Origin of the sequence: Pseudomonas sp. TH15, from assembly GCF_016651105.1 — a bacterium.
Lineage (GTDB): Bacteria > Pseudomonadota > Gammaproteobacteria > Pseudomonadales > Pseudomonadaceae > Aquipseudomonas.
This window is the reverse complement of record NZ_JAEKEL010000001.1, coordinates 574,635-598,453: the sequence shown is the minus strand read 5'-3', so window position 1 is coordinate 598,453 and position 23,819 is coordinate 574,635. Positions and strand designations below refer to the sequence as shown.

At 61.5% G+C, this 23,819-nt stretch carries 19 protein-coding genes and 2 pseudogenes; 14 read left to right on the top strand and 7 right to left on the bottom strand.

The annotated features are described in order from the left end of the window. Positions 1-7: 7 nt before the first annotated feature. The 7 genes from JFT87_RS02780 to gshB form a co-directional block, all read right to left on the bottom strand. Complete coding sequence (locus JFT87_RS02780) at positions 8-1,279, bottom strand: dihydroorotase (protein WP_201198566.1); 1,272 nt, start codon at positions 1,277-1,279, stop codon at positions 8-10. After that, positions 1,276-2,280, bottom strand: coding sequence for an aspartate carbamoyltransferase catalytic subunit (locus JFT87_RS02775; protein ID WP_201198564.1), 1,005 nt, complete (start codon positions 2,278-2,280; stop codon positions 1,276-1,278). Before JFT87_RS02775 ends, JFT87_RS02780 begins: the two co-directional genes overlap by 4 nt. Before the next feature lie 27 nt (positions 2,281-2,307). Continuing rightward, positions 2,308-2,811, bottom strand: coding sequence for a bifunctional pyr operon transcriptional regulator/uracil phosphoribosyltransferase PyrR (gene pyrR / locus JFT87_RS02770; RefSeq protein WP_201198562.1), 504 nt, complete (start codon positions 2,809-2,811; stop codon positions 2,308-2,310). Between the two features lie 84 nt (positions 2,812-2,895). Further along, complete coding sequence (gene ruvX, locus JFT87_RS02765) at positions 2,896-3,333, bottom strand: Holliday junction resolvase RuvX (protein WP_005792259.1); 438 nt, start codon at positions 3,331-3,333, stop codon at positions 2,896-2,898. Beyond that, on the bottom strand, positions 3,333-3,905 hold the full coding sequence (locus tag JFT87_RS02760; protein WP_201198560.1) for a YqgE/AlgH family protein: 573 nt from the start codon (positions 3,903-3,905) through the stop codon (positions 3,333-3,335). Before JFT87_RS02760 ends, ruvX begins: the two co-directional genes overlap by 1 nt. A gap of 180 nt (positions 3,906-4,085) precedes the next feature. Continuing rightward, positions 4,086-4,985, bottom strand: coding sequence for an energy transducer TonB (locus JFT87_RS02755; protein WP_201198558.1), 900 nt, complete (start codon positions 4,983-4,985; stop codon positions 4,086-4,088). 167 nt (positions 4,986-5,152) lie between these two features. Then, on the bottom strand, positions 5,153-6,124 hold the full coding sequence (gene gshB / locus JFT87_RS02750) for a glutathione synthase (RefSeq protein WP_201198556.1): 972 nt from the start codon (positions 6,122-6,124) through the stop codon (positions 5,153-5,155). A gap of 224 nt (positions 6,125-6,348) precedes the next feature. Here gshB and pilG point away from each other — a divergent pair, with 224 nt between their 5' ends. The 14 genes and pseudogenes from pilG to mdcH all read left to right on the top strand — a co-directional run bounded on the left by pilG (position 6,349) and on the right by mdcH (position 23,795). After that, complete coding sequence (gene pilG, locus JFT87_RS02745; RefSeq protein ID WP_008152601.1) at positions 6,349-6,753, top strand: twitching motility response regulator PilG; 405 nt, start codon at positions 6,349-6,351, stop codon at positions 6,751-6,753. 60 nt (positions 6,754-6,813) lie between these two features. Further along, the gene (gene pilH, locus JFT87_RS02740; RefSeq protein ID WP_008068134.1) at positions 6,814-7,179 is read left to right on the top strand and encodes a twitching motility response regulator PilH; all 366 of its coding nucleotides are present in this window, start codon (positions 6,814-6,816) and stop codon (positions 7,177-7,179) included. A gap of 10 nt (positions 7,180-7,189) precedes the next feature. Next, positions 7,190-7,744, top strand: coding sequence for a chemotaxis protein CheW (locus JFT87_RS02735; protein ID WP_201198553.1), 555 nt, complete (start codon positions 7,190-7,192; stop codon positions 7,742-7,744). Positions 7,745-8,103: 359 nt separating this feature from the next. After that, positions 8,104-10,161 (top strand): methyl-accepting chemotaxis protein, encoded by a 2,058-nt coding sequence (locus tag JFT87_RS02730; RefSeq protein WP_201198551.1) that lies wholly within the window; start codon positions 8,104-8,106, stop codon positions 10,159-10,161. A gap of 49 nt (positions 10,162-10,210) precedes the next feature. Beyond that, a pseudogene (locus JFT87_RS02725) lies at positions 10,211-16,104 on the top strand (Hpt domain-containing protein). Beyond that, positions 16,097-16,555 carry a chemotaxis protein CheW gene (locus JFT87_RS02720; RefSeq protein WP_201198550.1) on the top strand — a complete coding sequence of 153 codons (459 nt, stop codon included), beginning with the start codon at positions 16,097-16,099 and terminating at the stop codon, positions 16,553-16,555. Before JFT87_RS02725 ends, JFT87_RS02720 begins: the two are co-directional and overlap by 8 nt. Positions 16,556-17,140: 585 nt before the next feature. Beyond that, a pseudogene (locus tag JFT87_RS02715) lies at positions 17,141-17,505 on the top strand (DUF6124 family protein). A gap of 320 nt (positions 17,506-17,825) precedes the next feature. Then, positions 17,826-19,496: a malonate decarboxylase subunit alpha gene (mdcA, locus tag JFT87_RS02710; RefSeq protein WP_201198549.1), complete on the top strand. Its 1,671-nt coding sequence runs from the start codon at positions 17,826-17,828 to the stop codon at positions 19,494-19,496. After that, complete coding sequence (locus tag JFT87_RS02705) at positions 19,497-20,354, top strand: triphosphoribosyl-dephospho-CoA synthase (RefSeq protein WP_201198548.1); 858 nt, start codon at positions 19,497-19,499, stop codon at positions 20,352-20,354. Continuing rightward, positions 20,354-20,653: a malonate decarboxylase subunit delta gene (locus tag JFT87_RS02700; RefSeq protein WP_201198547.1), complete on the top strand. Its 300-nt coding sequence runs from the start codon at positions 20,354-20,356 to the stop codon at positions 20,651-20,653. Before JFT87_RS02705 ends, JFT87_RS02700 begins: the two co-directional genes overlap by 1 nt. Beyond that, positions 20,646-21,488 (top strand): biotin-independent malonate decarboxylase subunit beta, encoded by an 843-nt coding sequence (locus JFT87_RS02695; RefSeq protein ID WP_201198546.1) that lies wholly within the window; start codon positions 20,646-20,648, stop codon positions 21,486-21,488. Before JFT87_RS02700 ends, JFT87_RS02695 begins: the two co-directional genes overlap by 8 nt. Further along, on the top strand, positions 21,485-22,273 hold the full coding sequence (mdcE, locus tag JFT87_RS28270; RefSeq protein WP_201198545.1) for a biotin-independent malonate decarboxylase subunit gamma: 789 nt from the start codon (positions 21,485-21,487) through the stop codon (positions 22,271-22,273). Before JFT87_RS02695 ends, mdcE begins: the two co-directional genes overlap by 4 nt. Then, entirely contained in the window at positions 22,267-22,887 is a 621-nt protein-coding gene (locus tag JFT87_RS02685; protein ID WP_201198544.1) for a malonate decarboxylase holo-ACP synthase, read from the top strand. Before mdcE ends, JFT87_RS02685 begins: the two co-directional genes overlap by 7 nt. Further along, positions 22,884-23,795 (top strand): malonate decarboxylase subunit epsilon, encoded by a 912-nt coding sequence (mdcH, locus tag JFT87_RS02680; RefSeq protein WP_201198543.1) that lies wholly within the window; start codon positions 22,884-22,886, stop codon positions 23,793-23,795. Before JFT87_RS02685 ends, mdcH begins: the two co-directional genes overlap by 4 nt. The last annotated feature ends 24 nt before the right edge of the window (positions 23,796-23,819 follow it).

The following is a 23,819-nucleotide window of genomic DNA, read 5'->3' as shown; positions in this document are numbered from 1 at the left end:
CGCGGTCTTAAACCTGGTGGCTAATCCGTCCATCCACCAAGGTGTAACGCACCACACTCGGCAGGCTGTGGCCAATAAACGGGCAATTTTCACCCTTGGACAGCCAGGTTTCGCCGGCCACGGTCGAAGCCGCCGGGTCGAACAGCACGATGTCCGCCGCCCCACCGACGGTCAATTTACCCGCCGGCAGGCGCAAGGCCTCGGCCGGTCCGGCGCTGAGACGGGTCAACAGTGTCGGCAGATCGAGCAAACCGTCCTCCACCAACGTCATCGCCAGTGGCAGCAGCAGTTCAACGCTGCTGATGCCCGGCTCGGTGGCACCGAACGGCGCCAGTTTGGCGTCGCGCTCGTGAGGTTGGTGATGGCTGGAGATGGCCGAAACCACCCCGGACTTCACCGCCGCACGCAGACCATCACGGTCGGCGCGGGTGCGCAGCGGCGGCTGGACGTGATAGAGGCTGTTGAAATCGATCAGCGCTTCGTCAGTCAGGATCAGCTGATACAGCGCCACATCGGCGGTCACCGGTAGTCCGCGGGCCTGGGCCTGGGCGATCAGGGCCACGCCGCGAGCGCTGGTGAGCTGGCTGAAGTGCGCACGCACGCCGCTTTGCTCGACCAGCAACAGATCCCGGGCCAGGGCCACGGTTTCGGCGGTTTCCGGAATGCCCGGCAAGCCAAGGAAACTCGCGGTCGGGCCTTCGTGGGCCAAGCCATCTTCGGCCAGGTCATGATCCTGCGAGTTGAAAATCACTGTCAGGTCGAACGTCGCCGCGTATTCCAGCGCCCGGCACAGGGTGCGGGTGTTGCGGAAGCTCTCCAGACCGTTGCCGAAGGCCACGCAGCCGGCATCGCGCAAGGCGACCAGCTCGGCCAGCTGTTCGCCGTCCAGGCCTTTGCTCAGGGCGCCAATCGGGAAGACTTTGGTGTTGCCGGCCTCGCGGGCGCGGTCGAGGATCAATTCGGCCACGGCCGAAGTGTCCAGCACCGGTTTGGTTTTTGGCGGGCAGCACAGGCTGGTCACGCCACCGGCCGCAGCGGCGCGGGTTTCGCTGGCAATCGAGCCTTTGCGGCTGTAACCCGGCTCGCGCAGGGCGACGTTCAGGTCAACCAGTCCAGGTGCGGCCACCAGGCCTTTGGCGTCGATGGTCTCGACCGGGACAAAACCGGCCGGCGCAGCACCAAGGGCGACGATCTTGCAGGCTTCGATATGAATGTCGGTAACTTTATCCAGCCCCGAGGTTGGATCGATGACGCGGGCGCCGAGAATGCTGAGCTTCACTGGGCTTTCTCCTGCTCGAATTGACGTTGCGCAGTCTGCCCGCTCATGGCCATGGACAGCACGGCCATACGAATCGCAATACCGTAGGTAACCTGGTTGAGGATCACCGAGTGCGGGCCGTCGGCCACTGCCGACTCAATCTCCACCCCGCGGTTGATCGGCCCCGGGTGCATGACGATGCAATCCGGTTTTGCGCCGGCCAGGCGCGCGGTGGTCAGGCCGAACAGGCGGTAGAACTCGCCTTCGCTCGGCAGCAGGCCGCCGGTCATGCGTTCACGCTGCAAGCGCAGCATGATCACCACGTCGACGTCTTTCAGGCCTTCGGTCATGTCGGTGTAGACCTTCACGCCGTATTGCTCGATGCCGATCGGCAGTAGGGTTTTCGGCGCGATCACGCGGATGTCCGGGCAACCGAGGGTTTTCAGCGCGAGCATGTTCGAGCGCGCGACCCGCGAGTGCAGGATGTCGCCAACGATGGCCACCGAGAGGTTTTCGAAGCCGCCCTTGTGCCGACGGATGGTGAGCATGTCGAGCATGCCCTGCGTCGGGTGGGCGTGACGGCCGTCGCCGCCGTTGATGATCGCCACCTGCGGGCACACGTGTTCGGCGATGAAGTGCGCCGCGCCGGAGTCACCGTGACGCACGACGAACATGTCGGCGGCCATGGCTTCGAGGTTGCGCAGGGTGTCGAGCAGGGTTTCGCCCTTGCTCGCCGACGACGTCGATACGTTCAGGGTGATCACGTCCGCCGACAGGCGCTGGGCCGCCAGTTCGAAAGTGGTACGGGTGCGGGTGGAGTTCTCGAAGAACACGTTGCACACGGTTTTGCCGCGCAGCAACGGGACCTTCTTTACCGCCCGGGCGCCGACTTCGAGGAACGAGTCGGCGGTATCGAGGATTTCCGTCAGCAGCTCGCGGCGCAAACCGTCGAGCGAGAGGAAGTGGCGCAGCTGGCCCTGATCATTGAGCTGCAGCGGGCGCTTGGTGTCTAGAGGCGTCATCGCGAGGGGGACTCTCAATAGGGCGAATTAAAGGGCAAGGTCTTGCAGTTCGAGCTTGAGCTCCGGGCCGGACAGCTTCACCCGCTCGTGGGCGGCCAGCGACAAGGTCGCGCCCACCACGTTCGGGCGGATCGGCAACTCGCCGGCGTCCAGGTCCAGCAGGCAGACCAGCGTTACGCTGGCCGGGCGGCCGTAGTCGAACAGTTCGTTCATGGCGGCGCGGATGGTCCGGCCGCTCATCAGTACGTCGTCGATCAGCACCAGGTGCTGGCCTTCGATCTCGAACGGCAGGGCCGAAGGGCGCACTTGCGGGTGCAAGCCGTTCTGGCTGAAGTCGTCGCGGTAGAAGGATACGTCCAGGGTGCCGAGCGGCGAATCGCTGCCCAGTTCATCGAGCAACGCCTGGGCGACCCAGACGCCGCCGGTACGAATACCGATGTAACGTGGTTCGCTGATGCCACGTTTGGCCAGATAGGCGTCAAGCCGGGTCGCCATCTGGCTGATCAGTTCAACGGGATTGGGCAGGCTCATGGTTGCTCCTTCTTGGGCCCGAGCCGAGTGATGCTTGAGTGGTGGCTCGGGTTGTAGCTATAGAGAGTCGCCAGGGGCGGCTCTTCAGGATTCGAACAGTGCGGTGTTTTCGTCGAGCCAGCCTTGCAGCAGCAGGGCGGCGGCGATGGCATCGACCGGGTTATCGCGGTAACTGCCTTTCTGGCCGCCACGATCACGCCGCTCGCCCTTGGCTTCGAACGTGGTCAGACGCTCGTCGTGGGTATAGAAGGGCAAGTTGTAACGACCGTTGAGGCGGCGGGCGAACTTCTCGGCCCGCAGGCACATGTCGCTTGGCGTGCCGTCCATGTTCAGCGGCAGGCCGACCACCACGGCGTCGGGCTTCCATTCCTTGATCAGGGCTTCGACCTGATTCCAGTCGGGAATACCGTTTTGTGCCTTCAAGGTGCACAGCTCACGGGCCTGGCCGGTAATCACCTGGCCGACCGCTACGCCGATCTGTTTGGTGCCGTAGTCGAAACCCAAAATCAGTCGCAGGGCCATCAGGCGTGGCCCGCCTGGCTGGTCAGCAGGCTGAGATTGACACCCAGGTGCTTGGCCGCCGCTTCGAGGCGCAGTTCGCTGCTGGTGTTGAACAGGATGTCGGCGTCGTAAGGGCAGGTCAGCCAGGCGTTGTCGGCCAGTTCGGCCTCCAGTTGTCCGGCTTCCCAGCCCGCGTAGCCGAGAGTGATCACACTTTTCGCCGGGCCGACGCCGTCAGCGATGGCGAACAGCACATCCTGGGAGGTCGACAGGGCCAGTTCGCCGTCGAGTTCGACGGTGGCCTGAAAGGTTTTCCCCGAGGGATGCAGGACAAACCCGCGATCAGTCTGCACCGGCCCGCCGATAAATATCGGCACATGCTGGCAGAGCAACGGCGGCTCGATGTCCGGGCGCAGTTGCTCGAGGATATCGGCCAGGTTCAGTTCTTGCGGACGGTTGACCACCAGCCCCATGGCACCATTGGCCGTGTGCTCGACGATGTAGGTCAAGGTGTGCGCAAAGTTCGGGTCGGCCATGTGCGGCATGGCGATCAGGAAGTGATGCTTGAGGTAGCTGGGGCTGACGTTCTTCATGAGCGCTAGTGTGGCGTTGGAGGGGCGAACTGACAAGCTGGGGATGCCGCAATTTGGCAGTCAACGGCGATCAAATGTGGGAGCGGGCTTGCTCGCGAAGGCGTTGTGTCAGTCGGCATCAATGTTGAATGATCGACCGCATTCGCGAGCAAGCCCGCTCCCACAGGGGATTTGCGGTGCTCAGTTACTGGAGAGTTTGTCGCCCCGGGCGAATTTCCACGTGCGGATGATTTCCAGCCGATCGACATCCGACAAATCCCCGGTAAACGGTGCAAATGGCGCCGCCAGCCTGACGATCCGCTGTGCTGCCTGATCCAGCAACGGTTGCCCGGACGACTCCAGCACCAGCACTTCAAACAGCGAACCATCGCTGTTGATCGAAACCATCAGCCGCAAATTGCCGTAGATCTGCTTGCGCCGTGCTTCGTCGGGGTAATTGAGGTTGCCGATGCGCTCGACTTTCTTGCGCCATTCGTCCTTATACCAGGCGCCCTTGTCGCGCATGGTCGACGCCGCGCTCAAGCGGTGGATACGCGGGCGTTTGGCGTACAGCTGTTGTTCGTTGGCCAGTTCCGCTTCGAGGCTGGCGATGTCGCTGGACAGCTGCGAGCTGTCGAACGTCGGCGCGGCCACGGCGGGTTTGGGTTCAGTCTTGGGTTCTTCGTTTTTGGCGACGGCTTTTTTCGGCTTCGGCGCGATGGTCGTCACGGCTGCCTTGGGCGCGGCTGCCTGCACTTCAGGCTTGGCGGCCGGCGGCGGGGTGACTTTTTGCACCTTGGTGTCCTGGAACGGCGCGACCTCGGTGGTCTTGGGAATCGCCTTTTTATCCAGGGTGCCGCTGCCTTGCTGATTCTCTTGAGCGATGAAATCAGCTTTTTTCGGCTTGGTTTCGCTTTTGAACGTGGCGAGGGTGATTTCCAGGGTTTTGCTGATTTGCTTGGGTTCGACCATGGTGAACCCGACGCCCAACAGCAAGGCCAGGTGAATCAGCGCCGCCAGAAACAGGGTAAAACCGAGGCGATCGGCCGGGCGCACGCCACGATGGGCGAGTTCAGCGGGCAGATCGGACGGGAGCGTCATGACAAGAAAACCAACATCGCGTTTTTTACAGGCCGCGCATGATAACGCAATGTTGGTTTTTAGCTGCAAGCTTCAAGTGGCAAGCGACATAAGGGCAGCTGCAAGTTTCGAACGGCAAGCTGCAAGTAAAAGCTTGTAGCTCATGGCTTGCGGCTTGTAGCTGGCCGTCAGGCTTGCTGCTTGCGGCTAGAGGCTTGCAGCTTCTTCTCGATAGCATCCATGAGCATGCCGCCGATGTCCGTGCCAAACGCGTTGTCGATTTCGCGGATGCAGGTCGGGCTGGTGACGTTGATTTCGGTCAGGCTCTCGCCGATCACGTCCAGGCCCACGAACAGCAGGCCTTTCTCGCGCAGGGTCGGGCCGACTTGAGCGGCGATCCAGCGATCCTTGTCGGTCAGCGGACGGGCTTCGCCACGGCCACCGGCCGCGAGGTTGCCACGGGTTTCGCCAGCGGCAGGAATCCGCGCCAGGCAGTAATCCACCGGCTCGCCGTCGATCATCAGGATGCGCTTGTCGCCATCCTTGATGGCCGGCAGGTAAGCCTGGCCCATGATCTGCTGGGTGCCCAGCGCGGTCAGGGTTTCCAGAATCACCGACAGGTTCGGATCGCCTGCGCGGTGACGGAAGATCGAGGTGCCACCCATGCCGTCCAGCGGCTTGAGGATCACGTCGCCGTGCTTGGCGGCGAATTCACGCAGCACGTCGGCGCGGCGGCTGACCACGGTTGGCGGTGTGCACTGCGGGAACAGCGTGGCGAACAGCTTTTCGTTGCAGTCGCGCAGGCTCTGCGGCTTGTTGACCACCAGCACGCCTGCGCGCTCAGCTTGCTCCAGCAGATAGGTGGAGTAGACGAACTCCATGTCGAACGGCGGATCCTTGCGCATCAGGATCACGTCCAGATCGCTCAGCAACGCGTCGGTCTCGGCTTCCAGTTCGAACCATTTTTCCGGGTTGGCGAAAACTTTCAGCGGCCGCATCCGCGCCCGTGCTTCACCTTCGCCCTGGTACAAATCCCGCTGTTCCATATAGAACAGTTCCCAACCGCGCTTTTGCGCGGCCAGCAGCATGGCCAGCGAGCTATCCTTTTTATAGGAGATGCTGGCGATTGGGTCCATGACAATCCCGACGCGAACGCTCATGGGTATTTCCTCGAAATTTGGGTAGGCGCAAGGCCAGAAAAAGTGGCGTCAGAGTGGCGCTGAGTGTGTTCCCGGTCAAGGAAAAACCATCGCCAGGGTCGCCCGATAGATTGGTATTGGAGACTGTGCTAAAAAGGTCGCCATGTCGCGCTGGCCCTTGAGCATCAAGGGTTTCGAGCCGTCAAACGGACAAATTGATTCGCAAAGGCGACGGTAGAGCATTTATGGAACAGCATTCCAGCGCCTTGAAGGTCATGGTGATCGACGATTCGAAGACGATTCGCCGCACCGCCGAAACGCTGTTGAAAAACGTGGGCTGTGAAGTCATCACCGCCATCGATGGTTTCGATGCGCTGGCCAAGATTGCCGACAATCACCCCGGCATTATCTTTGTCGACATCATGATGCCGCGCCTGGATGGTTATCAGACCTGCGCTTTAATCAAGAACAACAGTGCGTTCAAGTCCACGCCAGTGATTATGCTGTCGTCCAAGGACGGGCTGTTCGACAAGGCCAAGGGGCGCATCGTCGGCTCCGATCAGTTTTTGACCAAGCCTTTCAGCAAGGAAGAACTGCTGAACGCGATCCAGGCCCATGTACCGGGCTTTGCCGCCGTTTTGCCGCAGTAGGACACGCACAGTGACGCTCGGCCAGCGGGCCCGGCGTCGACAAGAAGAATGGGGAAGACCATGGCACGTATTCTGATCGTCGATGATTCGCCGACTGAAATGTACAAACTGACCGGCATGCTGGAAAAGCACGGTCATGAAGTGTTGAAAGCTGAAAACGGCGCCGACGGCGTGGCCCTGGCCCGTCAGGAAAAACCCGACGCCGTGCTGATGGACATCGTCATGCCCGGCCTCAACGGTTTCCAGGCGACCCGTCAACTGACCAAAGACCCGGAAACCGGGCACATCCCGGTGATCATCATCACCACCAAGGATCAGGAAACCGACAAGGTCTGGGGCACACGCCAGGGTGCCAAGGACTACCTGACCAAACCGGTCGACGAAGAAACCCTGATCAAAACCCTGAACAACGTGCTGGCCGGTTGATCGTGCGGCCATGACCGAGTCGCTCACAGCTTTCGAACTGCTGCTGCAGATCGACCAGCGTTGTCGCGTGCTGGCGGCAGACTTGCCGTCCCAGCTGACCCGACAGGACCGCTGGAGCGGCATCGGTTTTCGCCTGGGCGAGCACTGGTATGTCGCGCCAATGGGCGAAGTCAGCGAAGTCCTGCATGAACCGCGCTTCACTCAGTTGCCGGGGGTCAAGCCGTGGGTCAAGGGCGTCGCCAACTTGCGTGGGCGGCTGCTGCCGATCATGGATGTGTGCGCTTTCTTTTCTGATCAAGAGCTTGGTCATGAGTTGTCGGCGGTGCGCAAGCAGCGGCGGGTGCTGGTGGTGGAATACAAAGATGTGTTTGCCGGGTTGATGGTCGATGAAGTCATTGGCTTGCAGCACTTTGAGCAGGACAGCTTCGAGCCCATTTCGATCAGCAAGCGTCAGGGCTCGAAGGCCGAGTTCGTCAAAGGCTATTTCCGGCGCGAGCAGAACTGGCGAGTGTTCAGCCTGTTTGCGCTGGCCAGATCCCCGGTGTTCATGAGCGTCGCGATATAACCGCAACAACAGAGAACCCATTGTGGGAATCAACTCTGTGATGAGGAAATATTGGGGTTGAGAAGATCCTGTGGTGAAGGGCTTTTGTAGTGTGTGGATGTGTGGATGAGGGAATTTGTGGGTGAGATAACCCTGTGGCGAGGGGATTTATCCCCGTTGGGTCGCGCAGCGGCCCCAAAGTCTGCAATGGGCTGACCATCGTCAGTGCATGCAAAATTTTGCGACTGCTTCGCAGCCGAACGGGGATAAATCCCCTCGCCACATAACCCCGTCTCTAAAGAACTCCATTACCACAGGACTTCCTTATACAAGGCCAGCTCCCACAGGTTGTTCGATGAGCTTCAAACAGGCGAGGACCGATGACAAAAGCAAAAACAGGCAAGCCAGAAGGATCGCGCAGCCGTTCGCAGATTATCGTGCTGTTTATCGCGCTGATCGTCTTCATCATGCTGCTGTTCGCCAACTTCGCTTACCTCAACACTCAGGCAACCTACGACAAACAGTACATCGGTCACGCCGGTGAGCTGCGCGTGCTGTCCCAGCGCATCGCCAAGAACGCCACCGAAGCCGCCGCCGGCAAGGCTGCCGCGTTCAAGTTGCTCGGCGATGCGCGCAACGACTTTGCCCAGCGCTGGGGTTACCTGAAAAAGGGTGATCCGAGCACCGGCCTGCCGCCAGCCCCGTCCACCGTGCGCCCGGAAATGCGCGCCGTGCAGCTGGACTGGGAGCGCCTGCTGAAAAACACCGATGCCATTCTCTCCAGTGAACAGACCGTGCTGTCCCTGCATCAAGTCGCCGCGACCCTGGCCGAAACCGTGCCGCAGTTGCAGGTCGAGTACGAGAAGGTCGTCGAGATCCTCCTCCAACGCGGCGCCCCGGCGGCTCAGGTGGTGATGGCTCAGCGTCAGTCGTTGTTGGCTGAACGGATTCTAGGTGCGGTGAACACGGTGTTGTCCGGCGACGAAAACTCGCAACAGGCCGCCGACGCCTTCGGTCGCGATGCGGCGCGGTTCGGCCAGGTGCTCAACGGCATGCTCCAGGGCAATCCGGCACTGAAAATCAGCCAGGTTGAAGACAAGGATGCACGCGCCCGACTGAGCGAAATCGCCGAACTGTTCGAATTCGTCTCGGGCTCGGTGGATGAAATCCTCGAAACCTCGCCGGAGCTGTTCAAGGTCCGGGAATCGGCGACCAACATTTTCACCCTGTCGCAAACCCTGCTCGACGAAGCCTCGCACCTGGCCACCGGTTTCGAAAACCTGGCGGGCGGGCGCAACACCGACACCATCGGCGGCTACGTACTGGGTCTGTTGGCGCTGATGTCGATCATCCTTATCGGCCTGGTGATGGTCCGCGAAACCAATCGTCAGCTTCAGGAAACCGCCGAGAAGAACGAGCGCAACCAGAACGCGATCATGCGCCTGCTCGATGAAATTGAAGACCTCGCCGACGGTGACCTGACCGTGACCGCCTCGGTGACCGAAGACTTCACCGGGACCATCGCCGACTCGATCAACTATTCCGTCGACCAATTGCGCGACTTGGTGGCAACCATCAACCTCACCGCCGGCCAGGTCGCCGCTGCTGTGCAGGAAACCCAGGCCACTGCCATGCACCTGGCCCAGGCCTCGGAGCATCAGGCGCAGCAGATTTCGGAAGCCTCCACGGCGATCAACGAGATGGCGCAATCCATCGACCAGGTCTCGGCCAACGCCGCCGAGTCTTCGGCGGTGGCCGAGCGCTCGGTGGAAATCGCCAACAAGGGCAACGAGGTGGTGCACAACACCATCCATGGCATGGACAACATCCGCGAGCAAATCCAGGACACCGCCAAACGGATCAAGCGTCTGGGCGAGTCTTCCCAGGAAATCGGCGACATCGTCAGCCTGATCGACGACATTGCCGACCAGACGAATATCCTCGCCCTCAACGCGGCGATCCAGGCCTCGATGGCCGGTGATGCCGGGCGCGGGTTTGCCGTGGTGGCGGACGAAGTGCAGCGCCTGGCCGAGCGCTCGTCCGCCGCGACCCGACAAATTGAAACACTGGTGCGGGCGATCCAGACCGATACTAATGAAGCGGTGATCTCGATGGAGCAGACCACCACCGAAGTGGTGCGCGGCGCGCGGCTGGCGCAGGATGCCGGTGTGGCCCTGGAAGAAATCGAAGGCGTTTCGAAGACCCTGGCGGCGCTGATCCAGAGCATTTCCAACGCTGCGCAGCAACAGACGTCGTCAGCCGGCCAGATTTCCCTGACGATGAACGTGATCCAGCAGATCACCACGCAGACCTCGTCCGGCTCCACGGCGACGGCCGAAAGCATCGGCAACCTGGCGAAAATGGCCAGTCAGCTGCGGCGTTCTGTATCGGGTTTCACCTTGCCGACCGCGCCGGCCGAGGTCACGGACAAAGCCTGAACCGCCTGCGGGCGACTGCATTTTGAGTGAAGTGGGGATTGGAGTGGTTATGGGTGATCGGCACGACTATGTGGCCCTCGAGTGGGTCAAAGGCGAGATTGCCGAAACGCTGAAGCAGGCTCATCAAGCACTGGAAACCTTGCTGGATGACCCGCAGGCGACGTATGCGCTGGACGAGTGCCTGGGGTGTATCCACCAGGTTCACGGCAGTTTGCAGATGGTCGAGTTCTACGGTGCGGCCCTGCTCGCCGAAGAAATGGAACAACTGACCGTCGCCTTGCAACAAAACCGCGTCAATCATCGCGATGAAGCCATCCACCTGTTAAGACAGGCACTGGGGCAACTGCCGATCTACCTCGACCGGGTGCAAGGGGCACGACGTGACTTGCCGCTGGTGGTGCTGCCGTTGATCAACGATTTGCGCAGTGCCCGGGGTGAAAGCCTGCTGTCGGAAACCAGCCTGTTCAGCCCGCAACTGCCGCATTTGCCGGCGCTGGACAAGGAAGCCCTGGCGCTGCTGGAACCGGCGGAATTACCCAACGTGCTGCGCAAACTGCGTCAGATGCTGCAAATGGCTTTGGTCGGTTTGCTCCGTGAGCAAGACGACCAGACGCACCTTGGGTATCTGGCGAAAGTCTTCACACGCCTTGAAGCGTTGTGCGGTGACGCGCCGCTGAGCCCGTTGTGGCAGGTCGCTTCGGCGCTGGTCGAAGGCATGCGCGGCGGCTCGATTGCCAACAGCCCGGCGCTGCGCAGCCTGTTCAAGAACGCTGACAAAGAACTCAAGCGCTTGCTGGAACAGGGCATGTCCGGCGTCAATCAGGCGCCACCGCCAGAGCTGTTCAAAAGCTTGTTGTTCTACATTGCCAAAGCCGAACATCCCACCGGGCAGATGCTGACTATGAAAGATCGCTACGGACTGGACGAAGCGCTGCCCGGCAGCGCGATGGTCGACGAAGAACGCGCACGGCTGGCCGGCCCTGACCGCGATGCCATGCGCTCGGTGCTTGCCGCGCTGTGCGAAGAGCTGGTGCGGGTCAAGGAACGCCTGGACCTGTTTGTGCGCAGCGACCGCCAGCACACCTCGGACCTCGAAAGCCTGCTGGCGCCGCTGCGGCAAATCGCCGACACCTTGGCGGTGCTCGGTTTTGGCCAGCCGCGCAAGGTCATCATCGATCAACTGGCGGTGGTGCTGAGCCTCGCTCAGGGCCAGCGCGAGCCCAACGACGCGATCCTGATGGACGTGGCTGGCGCCTTGCTTTACGTCGAGGCGACGCTGGCCGGGATGGTCGGCACCGTGGAGCCGGAGAGCCAGGAAGAAAGTCGCCTGCCGACCACCGACCTGACCCAGATCCACCAGATCGTGATCCGCGAAGCACGGATCTGCCTGCAACAAGCCAAAGACATGATCGTCGACTACATCGACGCCGACTGGGATCGCCAGCAACTGCAGCCTTTGCCGGCGTTGCTGACCCAAGTGCGCGGTGCGCTGGCGATGATTCCGCTGAGCCGTGCCGCGAGCCTGATCGAAGCGTGCAACAGCTTCATTCGCGAACACCTGCTGGTGGACACCGATCATCCCGGTTGGCAGCAACTGGACAGCCTGGCCGACGTCATTACCAGCATCGAGTATTACCTGGAGCGTCTCAACGACGACCCGCAAGAGTCCAGTGAACAACTGCTCGACGTGGCGGAAAAGAGCCTGGCCGCGCTCGGGTTTTTCCCCAGCGAAAAACGGGTGCCGGTGCTCGAAGACGTGCTCAGCCCCAATGAAGCCCAGGTCATGCAGGATATGCAGGAACTGGATGATCCCGACACCGTGCAGTCGTTGGCCGATGTGCTGGCCAGCCCGGTTTCTGCTGTCAATCCACCGGCCCTGAATACGCCGGGCAGCCTATTGCCGCCGCCAGTGGACGAAGAACCGGTGGACGATGAGCTGCGGGAAGTCTTCCTCGAAGAAACTGAAGAGGTGCTGGAAGCCCTGCACGAATACCTGCCGCGCTGGTCGGCCAACGCTGATCACACAGGCGCATTAAGTGAGCTACGCCGGGCCTTCCACACCTTGAAGGGCAGTGGCCGGATGGTCCGCGCATTGGTGCTGGGCGAGTTGGCCTGGGCGATGGAAAACCTGCTGAACCGGGTGCTGGAGCACAGCATCGAGCCGGGGCCAGCAGTGCAACAGTTGCTGACTGACGCGCTGAACCTGCTGCCGGAACTGGTCACCGAATTTGCCGCCAATGCCCAGCGTCAACGCGACGACGTGGACCGCTTGGCCGCTCGGGCGCACGCCTTGGCCAAGGGCGATGGGTCGCTGTCGGATGAGGACACCCAAGACGTCGCAGCCCTCGATCCGTTGCTGCTGGAGATCTTCCGCAAAGAGGCCGAAACCCATCTCGCCAGCCTCAATCGTTTTCTCGATCAGGCCGCCGAACATGTGCCGCTGCAAGCCAGCGACGAGTTGCAGCGGGCCTTGCACACGCTCAAGGGCAGCGCCTCGATGGCCGGTGTGTTGCCGATTGTCGAGCTGGCGGCGCCGCTGGACCAACTGGCCCGCGAGTACAAGGCGCACTTGATCGCCCTGGACCTGGATGAAGTCGAGTTGCTACTGGAAGCCGAAGGGCTGTTCCGCCTCGGATTGCGCCAACTCAAGACTGATCCGCTGGGCGAGATTCCCGGCGCTCGTTCGTTGATCGAGCGCACTCACACGTTATTGGAAGAACACCTGCATTCCATTCTTACAGCACCAAACAGAGGCTTGCGGATCAAGCGCGATCCGCAACTGATCAACAACTTCCTGGCCCAGGGCATGGACATCCTGCTGGATGCCGAAAGCCTGTTGCGCCGTTGGCAGCAACACCCCGGCGAGCGCCAGGAACTCAGCGCGCTGCTGGACGAACTGACCACCCTGGGCGAAGGCGCGCACCTCGCCGATCTGCACCCGGTGGACGAACTCTGCGAAGCGCTGCTCGACCTGTATGGCGCGGTGGAAGAAAGCAGCCTGGCGGTCAGCGACGGGTTTTTCCATGAAGCGCAAAGTGCCCATGAAGCGCTGATCAATATGCTCGACGAACTGGCCGCCGGCCAGGAAGTCAGTTCGCAACCGGAGCGCGTCCGGGCCTTGCGCGATTTGCTCGATACAAGCCTCGACCCGTCGGCCACGGGGCTGATCCGCAGCGACGGCAGCCGGACGTTGAGCATTCGCGAACTGGGCAGTGCCACCGCTGAGCTGGCGCAGTCCTCGACTCGGATTGAGCAGAATGACGAGATCGTTTCGATCTTCCTCGAAGAAGCGATGGATATCCTCGAAAGCGCCGGCCAGGCGTTGCAGCGCTGGTTGAGCGACCCGGACAACGCCGCGCCGCTATCGTCGTTGCAGCGGGATTTGCACACCCTCAAGGGTGGCGCGCGGATGGCCGAAGTCGTGCCGGTCGGTAACCTGGCCCACGAACTGGAACACCTTTATGAAGGCCTGGTGGATCGCCGCTACAGCCACAGCGAAGCACTGGCCCAGTTGCTGCAAACCAGCCATGACCGACTGGCGGTGTTGCTTGAGCAATTGCAAAAGCAAAAGCCTTTAGACGACCCGAACGAGCTGATCGAAGCGATTCGCGCGTTCCGCCACGGCAATGCCGGCACGGCTGAAACCGTCGAACCGACGCACAACATGATTCGCCGGGCCACGATCCGGAGCTACTGGAAATCTTCCTCGAGGAAGGTTTCGACATCATCGAAAACTCCGGCGCGGCGCTGGTGCGCTGGCAGGCCGAGCCGTCGAATCGACAGGAAGTCGAGACCCTGCTGCGCGACCTGCACACCCTCAAGGGCGGCGCGCGGATGGTGGAAATCGCCCCGATTGGCGACCTGGCCCACGAACTGGAGTTTCTCTACGAAGGCCTGTCGGCCGGGGTGCTGCAACCGACGACGGCGCTGTTCACGCTGTTGCAAAGCAGTCACGACCGGTTGGCGCAGATGCTCGACGCCACTCGCGCCGGGGAACCTTGCCCGCCGGCGGATCGGCTGATCGATGCGATCAAGAACTTCAGCCACCCGGCCGTGCCCGAGGCGCCAGTGGTGGCACCGGCCACGGTCAAAGTCGAGACGCCAACGCCTGATGCCGGCGCCGACATGGTCAAGGTTTCGGCGGAATTGCTCGACGACTTGGTCAACCTGGCCGGGGAAACCTCGATCTTCCGTGGCCGTATCGAGCAGCAGGTCAACGATGCCCGCGTGGCCCTGAGCGAGATGGAAACCACCATCGAGCGGATGCGCGACCAGTTGCGTCGCCTCGACACCGAAACCCAGGGGCGGATTCTCAGCCGTCAGCAGGTAGAAGCTGAACGCCTGGGCTACGAAGAATTCGATCCGCTGGAAATGGACCGTCATTCGCAATTGCAGCAACTGTCTCGGGCACTGTTCGAATCCGCCTCCGACTTGCTCGACCTCAAGGAAACCCTCGACCGGCGCAATCAGGACGCGGAAAACCTGCTGCAACAGCAGGGCCGCATCAACACCGAATTGCAGGAAGGCCTGATGCGCACGCGCATGGTGCCGTTCGAACGGATGCTGCCGCGTTTGAAACGCATCGTCCGCCAGGTGTCCAGCGAGCTGGGCAAGGACGTGGAATTCGTCGTCGGCAACGCTGAAGGCGAGATGGATCGCAACGTGCTGGAACGCATGGCGCCGCCGCTGGAACACATGCTGCGCAACGCCGTGGATCACGGTCTGGAATCCACCGAAGCGCGGATCGCGGCGGGTAAACCGGCCCAGGGGCGGATCACCCTCGACCTGTCCCGTGAGGGTGGCGACATCATTTTCGACATCCGCGACGATGGTGCCGGAGTGCCGTTGGATGCGGTGCGGCGCAAGGCGATCAAGCGCGGCATGCTCGCGCCGGACAGCAACATCAGCGACCGTGACGTGCTGCAATTCATCCTGCAACCGGGGTTCTCCACCGCTGAAAAAATCACCCAGATTTCCGGGCGAGGCGTCGGCATGGACGTGGTGCATGAAGAGGTGCGGCAACTCGGTGGCACGATGAGCATCGACTCGACGGCGGGGCAGGGCGTGCATTTCCGCATTCGCCTGCCATTCACCGTGTCGGTCAATCGGGCGCTGATGGTGCAGTGCTTTGATGATCAATACGCGATCCCGCTGAACACCATCGACGGCATCGTCCGTGTGCTGCCCAACGAACTCGAAGGGCATTACCGGCTCGATCCGCCGACCTACAAATACGCCGGCCAGCACTATGAGCTGTGCTACCTCGGCGAACTGCTGAAAACCAGCACTCGGCCGAAACTGCTGGGCCAGAGCTTGCCGTTGCCGGTGTTGCTGGTGCAATGCAACGAGCGGCACATCGCCGTGCAAGTCGATTCCATGGCCGGTACTCGCGAGATTGTGGTCAAAAGCCTCGGTCCGCAATTTGCGGCGGTGCAGGGCTTGTCCGGGGCGACGATTCTCGGTGACGGCCGGGTGGTGCTGATTCTGGATTTGCTGGCGCCGATTCGCGCCATGCAGGCGCGTGTGCCGCAACAGTCGATGACTCAAGAGGTTGAAGCCGAGCCGCACAAGCCGCTGCTGGTGTTGGTGGTCGACGACTCGGTGACCGTGCGCAAAGTCACCAGCCGCTTGCTCGAACGCCACGGCATGAACGTGCTGACCGCCAAGGACGGGGTCGACGCCATGCTGCTGCTCGAAGATCACCTGCCCGACGTGATGTTGCTGGACATCGAAATGCCACGCATGGACGGCTTCGAAGTGGCGACCCAGGTCCGTGCCGACGAACGATTGCAGCACCTGCCGATCATCATGATCACCTCGCGCACCGGCCAGAAACACCGCGACCGCGCCATGGCCATCGGCGTCAACGACTACCTCGGCAAGCCATACCAGGAATCGGTGCTGCTCGAAAGCATCGCCCTGTGGAGCAAAACCCATGCTTGAGCACCGCACCAGCAACCTCACCGGGCTGTTGCTGCCCTTGGCAGATCGCAATTTGATCCTGCCCAACGTCGCCGTTGCGGAACTGATCGACTATCAGCCGGGGGCGTTCGACCTCGATACACCGCCGTGGTACTTGGGGCTGGTGACGTGGCGGGATCGGCAGATTCCGCTGCTGAGTTTCGAGTCGGCGTGTGGCAATAAAGTGGTGATTGGCGAGCGCGCGCGGATCGTCATCCTCAATGCCCTCGGCGGGCGGCCGGAATTGAAGTTTATTGCACTGCTGGTGCAGGGGATTCCGCGGTCGTACAAGCTCGATAGCCAGTTGAGCTATGTGGATGTGCCGTTGTGTTCGCTGGAACAGGCGGCAGTGCAGGTGGGGGAGCAAGTGGCCAAAGTGCCTGACTTGCTGGGGTTGGAGAAGTTGTTGGTGGATGCTGGGCTGGTCTTCTGATTTGATCGTTCCCACGCAGAGCCTGGGAATGATCATTGGCGGGCTGATCCAGAACTTGCGCTGCTTCGGCTGGCCGCTTCGCGAGCAGGCTCGCTCCCACATTGGATCTGCAGTGAATTTGAATTTTGCGTACGACATAGCCTCCACTGTGGGAGCGAGCCTGCTCGCGAAAGCGCCAGTCGCAGCACTGAATTCCGACAGACAAATCCTCAATCTCTGTGCGCAATAAACACCTTTCAGTCTCGTTGTTTAAAGACACTCTGTGTTACGGCTCCCTAGCCTACAAATCCTTGCGCCACTGCCTACGCATGTACCAGAATCCGCCGGCTTGTGCGCCTTGGGGCTGCTCGGTAACTTGATTCCTGTCACTGACCATCAGTGATCGGGTTTAGCAGCCCGGGGTATCTAGTGAGTTGCACAAGCTCCGTCAGTCAGGCATGCCCATGCCTGCACTCGATGGTAGCTGTGCGCAGGGCGCCTTCGGGCGCGCCGGCTTTGCTAGATCCCCGGTCTGCTAACCTGCGTACAGCTGCCTCCCCTTCTTTTAGCAGAGAAGCGGTTCCAGCTTTATTTCGGAACCTGAAGATGATTAAACCTACGCCAAACCCCCACTCGACGACCCCGCATCCCCCTACGAATCCCCCGATTCAAAGAAATTCCACGACGCCGCCGAACGCGCACTCGATCACTATCTCGGCCCGCCGAATGTCGACTTCATGGCCACGCCCTACACCCCGAACACGCTGTACATGGCCAACCCCAACGCCGACACCGAATCCCTGCTGACCGACGCCAGCGAGACCCTCGGCTCGGCAACGGTGATGCTCAACAATCACGCAGCCATGGTTGAAGGCACGCACCGCAAGACCCTGCAGGGTATTGCGCAAGTGGTGATGGTGGCGGAAATGGCCGTCAATCGCGTGTTGGACAGATTGGTGCCGACGGAGTGACTTAAAAGCTGACCCTCACCCCAGCCCTCTCCCAGAGGGAGAGGGGGCCGACCGAGGTGTCTGGCGTCATACATCGACCTGAAAAACCGAGTCGATTATGGGTTTGGTAAAGCGAGTCGATTATGGATTCGGTAAAGCACGATCAGGTCGGCGTATCCCTTGAGCATCCCCCAATCAGTCCCCTCTCCCTCCGGGAGAGGGCTAGGGTGAGGGTGCCCTTGATCGTTACGGTGAGCGTAACGATCCAACGCTGCGCTTGATTGATGCCCTGACACATCCCTCCTATGGTTACCCCACGACAGCGAACCCGTGGAGTGGTCATGACAACAACAATATCCCCCGACTCGCGATGGACGCGGCGGCGCAGCGAGAAGCAGCGGCGTCTGGCGTTGGTCAAGGATCTGGCTGACGGTGTGGTGTTGCCCACCGACAAGATCGTTGCGGCGCTGGAGGCGTTGATCCTGCCCGGCGACCGTGTGGTGTTGGAGGGCAATAACCAGAAGCAGGCGGATTTTCTTTCGCGCTCGCTGGTCAAGGCTGACCCCGCCAAGCTGCATGACCTGCATATGATCATGCCCAGCGTCGGCCGCGCTGAGCACCTGGACCTGTTCGAACGCGGCATTGCCCGCAAGCTCGATTTTTCCTTCGCCGGTACCCAGAGCCTGCGCATCAGCCAGTTGCTGGAAGACGGCTTGCTGGAAATCGGCGCGATCCACACCTACATCGAGCTCTACGCGCGGCTGGTGGTGGACCTGATTCCCAACGTCGTGCTCTCGGCCGGTTTCATGGCCGACCGCGCCGGCAACATCTACACCGGCGCGAGCACTGAAGACACTCCGGCATTGATCGAACCAGCCGCCTTCAGCGACGGCATCGTCATTGTCCAGGTCAATCAATTGGTGGACGACGTCACTGACCTGCCTCGCGTCGACATCCCGGCCTCCTGGGTCGATTTCGTCGTGGTGGCCGACAAGCCGTTCTACATCGAACCGCTGTTCACCCGCGACCCACGCCACATCAAGCCTGTGCACGTGTTGATGGCGATGATGGCGATCCGCGGGATCTACGAAAAACACAACGTCCAGTCCCTGAACCACGGCATCGGTTTCAACACCGCCGCCATCGAATTGATCCTGCCCACCTACGGTGAATCCCTCGGCCTCAAAGGCAAGATCTGCCGCAACTGGACCCTCAACCCGCACCCAACCCTGATCCCGGCCATCGAAAGCGGCTGGGTCGAAAGCGTGCATTGCTTTGGCACCGAACTGGGGATGGAAAACTACATTGCCGCCCGGCCCGACGTGTTCTTCACCGGGCGTGACGGTTCGCTGCGTTCCAACCGGATGTTCTGCCAATTGGCCGGGCAGTACGCGGTGGACTTGTTTATCGGCGCGACCCTGCAAGTCGATGGCGACGGTCATTCCTCCACGGTGACTCGCGGACGGCTGGCCGGTTTCGGTGGTGCGCCGAACATGGGCCACGACCCGCGCGGTCGCCGCCACAGCACGCCTGCCTGGCTCGACATGCGCCACGACGATGCACCGGAAGCCTTGCTGGAGCGCGGCAAGAAACTCGTGGTGCAAATGGTCGAGACCTTCCAGGAGGGCGGCAAACCGACCTTCGTCGAAACCCTCGACGCGGTGGAAGTGGCGCGCAAAAGCGGCATGCCGCTGGCGCCGATCATGATTTACGGCGACGACGTCACGCACCTGCTGACCGAAGAAGGCATCGCCTATTTGTACAAGGCCCGTTCGCTGGAAGAACGCCAAGCGATGATCGCCGCCGTCGCCGGGGTGACCGTCATCGGCATGCGCCACAACCCGAAAGACACCGCCCGTATGCGCCGTGAAGGCTTGATCGCCTTGCCCGAAGACCTCGGCATCCGCCGCACCGACGCCACCCGCGAACTGCTCGCGGCGAAAAGCGTGGCCGATCTGGTCGAGTGGTCTGGTGGCCTCTACAACCCTCCCGCCAAGTTCAGGAGCTGGTAAATGCACGCACTTAACCTGCAAACCAAAACACTGAGTTTGGCCGAACGGCTGGCGGACCTGGCGGTGGACGCGCTGATCGACGAAGCGGACCTGTCGCCAAAACCGGCGCTGGTGGATCGTCGCGGCAACGGCGCGCATACCGATTTGCACCTTGGGCTGATGCACGCCTCGGCGCTGTCCTTGTGGCCGGCGTTCAAGGAAATGGCCGAAGTGGCCATCGAATTCGGCGACGTCGGTTTACCGCTGCGCGAAGCTCTCGGGCGGATTGGCCGGGAAGGGGAGCAAGCGATGCTCGCCACCACCAACGGTGTGAATACCCATCGCGGGGCGATTTGGGCGTTGGGTTTGTTGGTCGCTGCTGCGGCACTGGAATCCACGAACACCAAGTCAAGCGCAGTGACTTTGCGTGCTGCGCGCCTTGCTTTGCTCGAAGACCGCTACGCCCCACGTCCGTTGAGCCACGGCGCCCAAGTCGCCCAGCGTTACGGCGCACGCGGCGCCCGTGAGGAAGCACAACTCGGCTTCCCTTCGGTGCTGCAACGCGCTCTACCGCAACTCCAACGCAGCCGCGCCTCGGGCCACGGGGAACAGAACGCTCGCCTCGACGCGTTGCTCGCGATCATGACCCAACTGGCCGACACCTGCGTGCTCTATCGCGCTGGTGAAGAAGGTTTGCACACCATGCAACTCGGCGCCCAAGCCGTGCTCGACGCGGGTGGCAGTGCCAGCCTCGCCGGCCGTCGCCGGTTGCATGAGTTGGATGAACATTTAATTGCGTTGAATGCCTCGCCCGGCGGCGCCGCCGACTTGCTCGCCGCCTGCCTGTTTATCGACCGCATCGAGTCCGGAGCTTTCTGATGGAAACCTTATCCTTTGAATTCCCCGCCGGGCAGCCGCCCAAGGGCCGCACGCTGGTGGGCTGCGTCGGCTCGGGCGATCTGGAAGTGCTGATCGAACCGGGTGTGGCCGGCAAGTTGACGATCCAGGTGCAGACCTCGGTGAATGGCGCGGAACAGCGCTGGCAGCACCTGTTTGCGCGGATGTTTGACGGCCAGACACCGCCAGCGATGGCGATTGATATTCACGACTTCGGCGCGACGCCGGGCGTGGTGCGCTTACGTCTGGAACAAGGCTTTGAGGAGATCGGCCATGACTGATCTCCTTAACAAGCACAGCTTCGTGGAACTCGGCGCCCGGCAACGGGCGAAAGCCTTGCTCGACGCCGGCACCTTCCGCGAATTGCTCGACCCGTTTCAACGGGTCATGTCGCCATGGCTGTCGCGCCAAGGCGTAGTGCCGCAAGCCGATGACGGCGTGGTGATCGCCAAGGGCAGCATCGGCGGTTTGCCGGTGGTGATTGCCGCGATTGAAGGCGCCTTTCAGGGCGGCAGCCTCGGCGAAGTCGGCGGAGCCAAAATTTCCGGTGCGCTGGAGCTGGCCGCTGAAGATAACCGCAAAGGCATTCCAACCCGCGCTGTGCTGCTGCTGGAAACCGGTGGCGTGCGTTTGCAGGAAGCCAATCTCGGGTTGGCGGCGATTGCCGATATTCACGCGGCGATTGTCGATCTGCGCCAGTACCAACCGGTGGTTGGCGTCGTGGCCGGCAGCGTCGGTTGTTTTGGCGGGATGTCGATTGCGGCCGGGTTGTGCAGTTATTTGCTGGTGACCCAGGAAGCGCGGCTTGGCCTGAATGGCCCGCAGGTGATCGAGCAAGAAGCCGGGCTTGAGGAATACGACTCTCGGGATCGTCCTTTCATTTGGAGCCTGACCGGTGGCGAGCAGCGTTTTGCCAGTGGTTTGGTGGATCGCTATGTCGCTGACGACGTGGTGCAGATTCAGCAGCAGGTCAGCGAATTGCTCAAGCAGGGTTTGCCGGCGCAGCAACGTAGCCAACAGGCTGAGCTGTTCTTGCAGCGCTTGGCCCGGCTGGACGCCGAACCGCAAATCGAGCCGTCAGTGGTTCGCGATCTGTATCAAGGAGAACGCTCATGAGAGGTTTGAACTGGTTCAACGCCTTGAGCAACGGGGCACAACCGGTCGACGGTTTGCCTGCTTCGTTGAAGGTTGCCGACGGTGTTTTGGGTGATCAACCGGTGCGGTTTATTGCCGTGGTGACCGACCCCGAAAACCGTTTTCCCCGTGCTCGCAATGGTGAAGTCGGCCTGTTGGAAGGCTGGGGCCTGGCCAAGGCTGTGGATGAAGTGATCGCCGCTGACGTTGATAAACCGAACAAGCGCGCCGTGATCGCCATCGTCGATGTGCCGAGCCAAGCCTACGGTCGCCGTGAAGAAGCCCTCGGCATTCACCAAGCATTGGCCGGGGCGGCGGACAGCTACGCTCGCGCCCGATTGGCCGGCCATGCGGTGATTGGTTTACTGGTGGGCAAGGCGATGTCCGGGGCGTTTTTGGCCCATGGTTATCAAGCCAATCGACTGATCGCCCTGCGTGATCCGGGCGTGATGGTGCATGCGATGGGCAAGGCGTCGGCAGCGCGGGTGACCTTGCGCAGTGTCGAAGAACTGGAAGCCTTGGCCGCGAGCGTGCCACCGATGGCGTATGACATCGACAGCTATGCGAGCCTCGGGTTGCTTTGGGAAACCTTGTCGGTGGAACAGATTGAGCAGCCGACGGTGCAGGATCTGACGCGAGTGACTGAATGCCTGAGCCTGGCGATCAGCGATGTCGCCGCGAAGGGCCGCGACCTGAGCACCCGCTTGGGCGCCAGCAACCGGGCGGCATCGAGCAAGGTTCGCGAACTGCTGAGAGCGCAGTGGTGAACACGTTTCTGGCCCACGACCTGCTCTGGGGCATGACCCCGGAGCAGTTGCCTTTGGACGCGCCTGCGTGGGTGATCGAATCGCTGAGTGCCGGTCAGCCTGTGGTGGTTCGGCGTGCGTTGAGCGTGGCGGGTCAGGTTGCGGTTGGTGTGCGCGGGCCGTTGCGTGAACAGCGTTATGCGACGGCGATGTCGGTCGATGCGATTCAGCGTCGGGTAAAACCCGAAGATCTTTGTCATGTCTCGATTGATCGGGATCTGCCGGTATTGCGTGCGCTGACTCAATTGCGCGCGATGCTTGATATCAGCGGTTGGGTCTGGGGTATCAGCGGTAGCGCGGGGTTTGAATTGGCCAGTGGTGTTGAGGCGTTGCATGAGCACAGCGACCTCGACTTGATCCTGCGCACGCCGCAACCGATGAGTCGTGAACAGGCTCAGGAACTGGTGAAGATTTTTGATACCGCTGCGTGCCGGGTGGATATGCAATTGCAGACACCTCACGGTGCCATCGCCTTGCGCGAATGGGCCGGCCCTTCGCAGCGAATCCTGCTGAAAAACGCAATTGAAGCCTGTCTGGTGCTTGATCCCTGGAACCCTCAGGAGCGAGCAGCGTGAGCAGCTTGCTGGTGTTTCCCGGCCAGGGCGCGCAGCAGCCGGGCATGCTTCATCGCTTGCCTCGGGAGTCGGTGGACGAGGCGAGTGAAACCTTGGGCGAAGACGTGCTGCTGCTGGATTCTGCCGAGTCGTTGAAGTCGACTAGGGCGGTTCAGCTTTGCCTGCTAATCGCCGGAGTGGCTGCTTCACGGCAGTTGTCTTCGACGGCTGATTACGTGGCGGGATTGTCCATCGGCGCCTACCCGGCAGCAGTCATTGCCGGCGCCTTGGAATTCAGCGATGCCCTGCATCTGGTCAGCCTGCGCGGTGAACTGATGCAACAGGCTTATCCACAGGGCTATGGCATGACCGCGATCATCGGTCTCGATTTATCCACAGTGGAAAGCTTGCTGGCGCAGGTGCACAGCGCCGACACGCCGGTCTATCTGGCCAATATCAACGCCGATAACCAGGTGGTGATTGCCGGCAGCGACGGGGCGATGAAAGCGGTTGCCGAGTTGGCGAAAGGTCGCGGTGCAGGTCTGGCCAAACGTCTGGCTGTTAGCGTGCCATCGCACTGCCCGCTACTGGACTCTCCGGCGAAAACCCTGGCAGAAGCCTTCGCCAAAGTGACATTGAAAACGCCGACGATGGGCTACCTGAGCGGCAGTCGCGCACGGCCCATCATCAACCTTGAAGCCCTGCGCGACGACCTCGCTTTCAACATGTGCCGAGTCGTCGATTGGCGCGGCACGGTGCAAAGCGCCTACGAGCGCGGCGTACGTCTACAAATCGAACTGCCGCCCGGATCAGTACTGACCGGGCTGGCGCGCCGGGTGTTCGAGCAAGGCACCGTCATTGCCTTCGACGGTGCCCGCCTGGATACCTTGCAAGCGTTGCTGCGTGAGGAGGGAAACCGCCAACCCTAGAACACCGACTCAGGCTTGCGAAGC

Bases quoted from the DNA above. Each gene is read 5' to 3' on its own strand.
- JFT87_RS02695 (WP_201198546.1), top strand. From the start codon at position 20,646: ATGACTGATCTCCTTAACAAGCACAGCTTCGTGGAACTCGGCGCCCGG.
- pyrR (WP_201198562.1), bottom strand. From the start codon at position 2,811: ATGAGCCTGCCCAATCCCGTTGAACTGATCAGCCAGATGGCGACCCGG.
- ruvX (WP_005792259.1), bottom strand. From the start codon at position 3,333: ATGGCCCTGCGACTGATTTTGGGTTTCGACTACGGCACCAAACAGATC.
- JFT87_RS02735 (WP_201198553.1), top strand. From the start codon at position 7,190: ATGACCGAGTCGCTCACAGCTTTCGAACTGCTGCTGCAGATCGACCAG.
- mdcE (WP_201198545.1), top strand. From the start codon at position 21,485: ATGAGAGGTTTGAACTGGTTCAACGCCTTGAGCAACGGGGCACAACCG.
- JFT87_RS02705 (WP_201198548.1), top strand. From the start codon at position 19,497: ATGCACGCACTTAACCTGCAAACCAAAACACTGAGTTTGGCCGAACGG.
- JFT87_RS02720 (WP_201198550.1), top strand. From the start codon at position 16,097: ATGCTTGAGCACCGCACCAGCAACCTCACCGGGCTGTTGCTGCCCTTG.
- JFT87_RS02730 (WP_201198551.1), top strand. From the start codon at position 8,104: ATGACAAAAGCAAAAACAGGCAAGCCAGAAGGATCGCGCAGCCGTTCG.
- gshB (WP_201198556.1), bottom strand. From the start codon at position 6,124: ATGAGCGTTCGCGTCGGGATTGTCATGGACCCAATCGCCAGCATCTCC.
- JFT87_RS02700 (WP_201198547.1), top strand. From the start codon at position 20,354: ATGGAAACCTTATCCTTTGAATTCCCCGCCGGGCAGCCGCCCAAGGGC.
- pilG (WP_008152601.1), top strand. From the start codon at position 6,349: ATGGAACAGCATTCCAGCGCCTTGAAGGTCATGGTGATCGACGATTCG.
- pilH (WP_008068134.1), top strand. From the start codon at position 6,814: ATGGCACGTATTCTGATCGTCGATGATTCGCCGACTGAAATGTACAAA.
- mdcA (WP_201198549.1), top strand. From the start codon at position 17,826: ATGACAACAACAATATCCCCCGACTCGCGATGGACGCGGCGGCGCAGC.
- JFT87_RS02755 (WP_201198558.1), bottom strand. From the start codon at position 4,985: ATGACGCTCCCGTCCGATCTGCCCGCTGAACTCGCCCATCGTGGCGTG.
- JFT87_RS02760 (WP_201198560.1), bottom strand. From the start codon at position 3,905: ATGAAGAACGTCAGCCCCAGCTACCTCAAGCATCACTTCCTGATCGCC.
- JFT87_RS02775 (WP_201198564.1), bottom strand. From the start codon at position 2,280: ATGACGCCTCTAGACACCAAGCGCCCGCTGCAGCTCAATGATCAGGGC.